Origin of the sequence: Cecembia sp., assembly GCF_007126775.1 — a bacterium.
Taxonomy (GTDB): Bacteria; Bacteroidota; Bacteroidia; order Cytophagales; family Cyclobacteriaceae; genus Cecembia.
In genome coordinates, this window is the sequence record NZ_SLAP01000190.1 from 1 (window position 1) to 6,287 (window position 6,287).

Genomic DNA, 6,287 nt, shown 5'->3' on the forward strand with positions numbered 1-6,287 from the left:
AAAAGAAAAAGCCAACCAAAAATCCGCCAGGGAAGCCAAAATCCGTGACCTGCAAAAGGTCATAGAGATCAAACTTCTGGAAACCCAGCGAGAAACCTTGGAGAAAAGAAAAGAAACGCTTGAACCTGCGGTAAATACGCGAAAAAAAAGCATCCAACAATTACAGCAGGAAATCCAATCTTTGGAGCAAAAGCTGGAAAACATAGAAGTCCCGAACCATAACTTACTGGCCGAATGGAAAAGTGCCGCCAAGGACTGGCAGCAGGAAGAGGATTTGATCCGGAAAAAACAGGAGGACCTAAGCGAAGTAAAGCAAAAGACAGCCCTACTGGAAGACAAGAGAAAAGGCTTAAAGGCCATTTTACCGCTTGACTTCACTGACTTTGAGGCAGCTATTGAAGCCACCAAGAAACAAAAGCAGGACTTGGAAACCGAGAAGGAAATGCTACAAGAGAAGGCCGGGCTAGCTGCCCATGTGCATCTGCTCCAAGAGGGGGAAGCCTGTCCATTGTGTGGTTCGCAGGAACATCCCGCTCCCCTTCAGGGAGAAAGGGAATCCCAACTCCTGATCGCAAAGCAAGAGGAGATCAAAAAGCTCGAAAAGCATCAGGAGCAGCTGCAAAGTCAATCCCAGCAAGACCGGGAATTGGGCATCCACTTGGACAATTTTCTGCAGCAGCAAAAAAAGTTGGTAGATGAGCTCGAACAATCCGAAAATAAGCTCGACTTCCTCAAGCGGCAGCTTACCTTACAGGGCATCCCTTCCAAGGAAGCCCTGAGAGACAAAATCACAGAATCAGATACATTATTCAGAAAAAAAGAGGAAGGGCTTTTACACCTGAAAAATGTAAGGGCAAAATGGGAAAAAGAAAGGGCCCATTTAGAAGAGGAAGAAAACAAATTGAGGCTTGCAGAACAGGAATTGATCGGTATCCGAAGCAAAGCCCTCTCCAAAAAGGAGGAAATCAATGACCCTGTATTTTGTGAGCCCTTTTATGCCAAGGAGGCAAGGACAATCCATGAAACAATCCAAAAAGTAGAAACTGACATACAGACGACGGCAGACAAACTGGAAGGCAAACTCAAAGTGCTGGAGGAAACCAAGAATAAGGCTGCGACGAACTTAGCCAACCTTAGGACCTATGAGCAAAACCTGGAGGCAAACCTGAATAAAATCAAGGAACTGGAAATCCAATTCGAAAAACTGAAAGTGGAACATGGCTTCCCAGATCAAGAAGCCTTGATCGCACTTTTCCACCATTCTCTGGATGCAGACAAGGTGGATGCCGAGATCCGTCAGTTTGAGGACAGAAGCCTATTAGTCAAAAGCAAAATCCAGGAACTGGAATCGATTGAAGGAGTGCAGACATTTTCTGTAGAGAAATTTGGTAAGGTTAGAGAAGCCCTGGAGGAAAGCAAGGCAGCTTACAGCGAAAGCCAGAAAACACAGGCCCTATTGGCGCAAGAAATCAAGACACTCCAATCCAAATTGAAGGAAAAAAAGGAATTACAGGGGCTCTTTGCCAAAGTGGAAAACAGGGAGACCAACCTCAGAGAACTGGAAAGGTTGTTTAAGGGCAGTGGGTTTGTGAAGTATGTGAGTGCCATTTACCTGAAAGAGCTCTGCCATACCGCCAATGTGCGCTTTATGAAGCTGACCAAAAACAGCCTGAGCCTTGACATCGACGACAACAATACCTTCTGGGTGATTGACTACCTGAACGGGGGCAAAAAACGCCTGCTGAAAACCCTTTCCGGGGGACAGACCTTTCAGGCTTCCCTTTGTCTGGCATTGGCTTTGGCAGAAAAAGTCAAGTCACTCAATCAGGCCGATCAATCTTTCTTTTTCTTGGATGAAGGTTTTGGTGCTTTGGACAAAAACTCCTTAAGGGTCGTCTTCGAAACCCTCAAATCCCTCCGCCACGAAAACCGAATTGTCGGTATCATTTCCCATGTGGAAGAATTGCAGCAGGAAATTGGTGTCTATGCCAAAGTAGAACTCGATCCGGAGAGAGGAAGTCAGGTAGGGTATTCGTTTTGAGACATGAGACGTGAGATTTAAGATATGAGATGAGTCGGTAGTAGGGGGAAAGAGATTGTAATTTAGGAGAGTAAATTTGTCTGATGACCAAATGCGGGTGAGAGATAGGAATGGTTCAAGTCTTTGACTTGGACCACCTCATTGCAGTCTTCAGACTGCCCCGAGTAGATATTAAGACTTAAAATTCTATGAAATTTCCTACAAAATACACGGCATAATCGAAATAATAGTCCATACAGAATCAAAGCACGAGCGATTCAATAAAAAATAATTTTAGGAATTTATGAAAACAATAAAATCACTAGTGGTTCTTGCCTTATTCCAAATTTCCCTGATTTCCTGTAAGCAGTCTGCTAAAGATATGTTAGATTCTAATTGGAGCTTAGTTCTGGTGGATTCACTGCAGGTGGAGCATTTGGGAGAAATGATGCTTTTGGACATTTCACCTAACCATGAGCTATTTCTAACTGCTGACTATCAGAAAAACACATACTTCCTCATCGACAAGAAAGGCGAAATATTCAGCGAAATAAACAAATCAGGAGATCAGCCTGATTCCTTTGGCTATGCTTTTTCTGAAATGTCTTTCTGGGACGATAACACCATTTTTGTAGTAGGCTCAAAAGGTCTTAAATGGTACGATTTAGAAGGGAATGAAAGCAAATTTGTTCCTTTCAATCCTGATTACCAATTAAAGGGAATCATGCGAAATACCGGTGGAGGGCCAATTGTCCTACAAGATCGGGGAAATACAAAGATTCTTTATCGGAGCGGTGCAGTCAATGGCAAAAGAACAGAACCTGGCTATTTGGAAAAAATCAGAGGAGGAACTTTGATTGATCCTGAGACTTTTGATTTGGAGCATATTTTCCCCTTGGAAAAAGATTCCCGGTTTTTTGATGGGAAATTCTATGATGATGGAGACTTATATTCCCGTCTGGCGGTGGGGAAAGATTTTGTCTATGTCACCTATGATGCCAATCCAGTTTTGTATGCCTATGAAAAAACTCATCCATATAAACTTTCCTTCAAAAGGGAGCTGAGGCTTATCAATATTAACCAAAGTGAGGGAATGCCTGCAGAATATGTTGATTATGAGGTGTATTTAGATGCCTCCAAAGGAGGTTTGAGAAACCTGCAAGTGGACGACAGGTATGTTTACTTGATGTATTTCGAAGGATTGCCAAAAGAAAGAATCGCCGAAATCGATCAACTATACGAGATAGATGAGCTTAAAGCCGACGCTGAATATGACGCCGAGGTCTCCAAAAGGGAAAAAAGAATGAAAGTGTTCACTTTAACAGGAGAAGAATTGTCTGATATCAAACTGCCAAATTTTTTGGATAGCTATTGGGGATTTATTGCAAAGGATGGCTTTCTGTATTTCAATAAAGCTGCAAACAATGAAATTGAAGAGGATTTTTATACTTTATATAAACTTCAGTTGGAGCAGTAAAAAAACTGGACCGGTTCAAATCTTCAGACTTGGACCTTCACATTGCAGTCTTCAGACTGCCAAGCGCGGCATATAAATTCAATAAAAATGATATGACAAGAATAATTTCAGTAAGAAAACTCTTCGCAACATAATTCATTTTACTCAACCCATTGAGTTAATTTACTCAATACATTGAGTAAATTTTAAAAAACACACTATATAATTTGATTATCAATGAGTTAAATAAATATTTTTAAGTAATATAAACCAAAAAAGGCAGCCATATCAACTGCCTTTTTTAATATAAATCGACTACATCCATTTGCAAAAACTCCTGCCATGGAATCCCATCTGCACCGATCAGCAGGGATTTTTCGGGTTTGAATTTTTTATCGAAAGCATTTAAGCCAGATAACTTTCCTGTCTTCCCGGACTTCACTTCAAGTCCAATCACCCGCTTCTTGTATTCAACCACATAATCCACTTCGTCATTGCCTTCCCGCCAATAATGTAGAGAAAGCTTTTTGTCCTTGAATACCTGATTGATCAGGTGCGCACCAACGGCAGATTCCACCCACCTGCCCCAAGCCTCATGGTCTGCAAGCAAAGTATCAAGACTTTCATTGGAAATGCCCGACATGATCGCGGTGTTATGAACCTGAAACTTGGGACTGGAAGAGCGCTTTCTAACCATATTTGGACTGTACTTTCCCATGCCCGCCAACAACCCGGCATCATTCAGGAGTTCCAGATAATTTGCCAGTGTGGTGGTGTTACCCGCATCGGTCAGTTGCCCCATGATTTTGGTAAAGCTCAGAATCTGTCCCGAATAAGCCGATCCCAATTCAAACAAACGCTTCATCAGAGCAGGTTTATCCACCCGGGTAAGCATCAAGATGTCTTTGGAAATACTCGTCTCCAAAAGCGCATCACGGACATAGCTTTTCCATCTGTCTTCATCCTCCCTCAGCGTAATCGCACCAGGATAGCCTCCAAACCATACAAACTCCTCAGCCGTCAGACCAAAAGCATCTTTCATTTCCTTATAGGACCAATGCCCGAGGTAAGTGGCTTCAAACCTTCCTGCCAAAGATTCTGTCAGTCCCTGCTGCAGCATCAACCTCGATGAACCCAGCAATACCACCCGGATATCCCTACCCTCTACGGCATCCCTATCCCATTCAGCTTTGATCTGTTCGGACCAGTTGTCGATCTTTTGGACTTCATCGATGACCAGGAGAAAAGGTTTGTCAGCCTGTTGTTGCTGCCGGATCCGGACATTTTCCCATTGCTGTGCTATCCACAAGCCATCCCCTGCCGGAACAGCATCCGCTGCCACCAAGTGATGGGGATAATCAAGTTCTTCCATAACCTGCCTGACCATGGTAGTCTTACCCACCTGCCGAGGTCCATAGATGACCTGTATAAACCTCCTCGGTTCATCTTTCAGCCGTTTCAACAAACCTGCTTTTTCTCTCCTTTGGTATGCCATAATTATTTTACTCAATATATTGAGCAAATTTACTCAATACATTGAGTAATTTAAAATTATCATGCTATTTAATTTATTATCAGTGGTTTGTGAAATATAAATAAGGGTTTTTTATCAATGGTTCAAGTCTTTAGACTGCCAACGATTTTCTGAAGGATGTTACTTAATAGTTCAAATCAGCATTCATTGACATGGCAGTCTAAAGACTGCATAAATTTATATCTAGTAAATAGCCAAAAAGTAAAGGGCGGTCTGAAGACTCCAAAGAAAATGGTCCAAGACTAAGTCTTGAACCAAACCATCCCCCTATCCCCCCTCTCGTCATCCTTAACCATAGCATAACCTTTACAAAACACAGCATTCACCAAAATCTCCTAATTTTATCCAAAATTCACTACACCCTATGAAAAGAATTCAACTCCTACTCATTGCCCTGATAATTGCAGGTTCTGCATTTGCCCAGCAAAAAGTCAGCGGAACCGTCTATGAAGACCTTAATGCCAACGGCAAAAAAGAAAGAAGGGAAAAAGGACTGCCAAATGTTGCGGTTTCCAATGGCCTTCAAGTGGTACAAACCGACAAAAACGGAAAGTATGAACTTCCCATCGCGGAGGACCAAACCATCTTCGTCATCAAGCCGGCTTCCCATGAACTGCCGACCGATGACAACAACATCCCCCAATTTTACTATATACACAAACCCAATGGTTCTCCTGCCAACCTGAAATATCCCGGTGTTGCACCTACAGGGAAACTTCCAAAGTCGGTGGATTTTGGGCTTTTGCAAGGCAATAACGACAAAAAGTTCACGGCTTTGATTTTTGGAGATCCACAGCCTTATACTTTGGAGGAGATAGCGCATTTCAAAAAAGGGATCGTCTCGGAAGTTGAAAATATTCAGGGCATTGCTTTCGGGGCAGCTTTGGGGGATTTGGTCGGAGATAGGCCAGACTTTTTTCCACTTTATTCAGAAGTAGTGGGAAAGATTGGAGTGCCATGGTTTCAGGTTATGGGAAACCACGACATGAATTTTGATGCCAGTACTGATGAATTCAGTGATGAATCCTTTACTGCCAATTTTGGTCCGGCTACTTATGCCTTCAATTATGGAGATGCGCATTTTGTGGTACTAGAAGACATCCTCTATCCTGACCCGAGGGACGGACAAGGGTATTGGGGAGGTCTCAGACCAGATCAGTTGCAGTTTTTGGAAAACAACCTTAAACTGGTTCCCAAGGATAAATTGGTAGTACTCTTGATGCATATCCCCTTGTTTGAAGAAAACGGGGACAGCTTCAGGGATGCCGATCGGGAAA

At 42.8% G+C, this 6,287-nt stretch carries 4 protein-coding genes; 3 read left to right on the forward strand and 1 reads right to left on the reverse strand.

Annotated elements, in window-relative coordinates:
* Positions 1 to 2,041, forward strand: a 2,041-nt coding sequence (locus QZT73_RS12700) for an SMC family ATPase (RefSeq protein ID WP_291788498.1), incomplete at its 5' end; no start/stop codon positions are given.
* A 283-nt stretch (positions 2,042 to 2,324) separates the two neighbouring features.
* Complete coding sequence (locus tag QZT73_RS12705; protein ID WP_291788499.1) at positions 2,325 to 3,497, forward strand: hypothetical protein; 1,173 nt, start codon at positions 2,325 to 2,327, stop codon at positions 3,495 to 3,497.
* Positions 3,498 to 3,777: 280 nt separating this feature from the next.
* Here QZT73_RS12705 and QZT73_RS12710 read toward each other — a convergent pair whose 3' ends face one another.
* The gene (locus QZT73_RS12710; protein ID WP_291788501.1) at positions 3,778 to 4,971 is read right to left on the reverse strand and encodes an ATP-binding protein; all 1,194 of its coding nucleotides are present in this window, start codon (positions 4,969 to 4,971) and stop codon (positions 3,778 to 3,780) included.
* A gap of 403 nt (positions 4,972 to 5,374) precedes the next feature.
* Here QZT73_RS12710 and QZT73_RS12715 point away from each other — a divergent pair.
* A partial coding sequence (locus QZT73_RS12715) for a metallophosphoesterase N-terminal domain-containing protein (protein ID WP_291788503.1) occupies positions 5,375 to 6,287 on the forward strand: 913 nt, incomplete at its 3' end.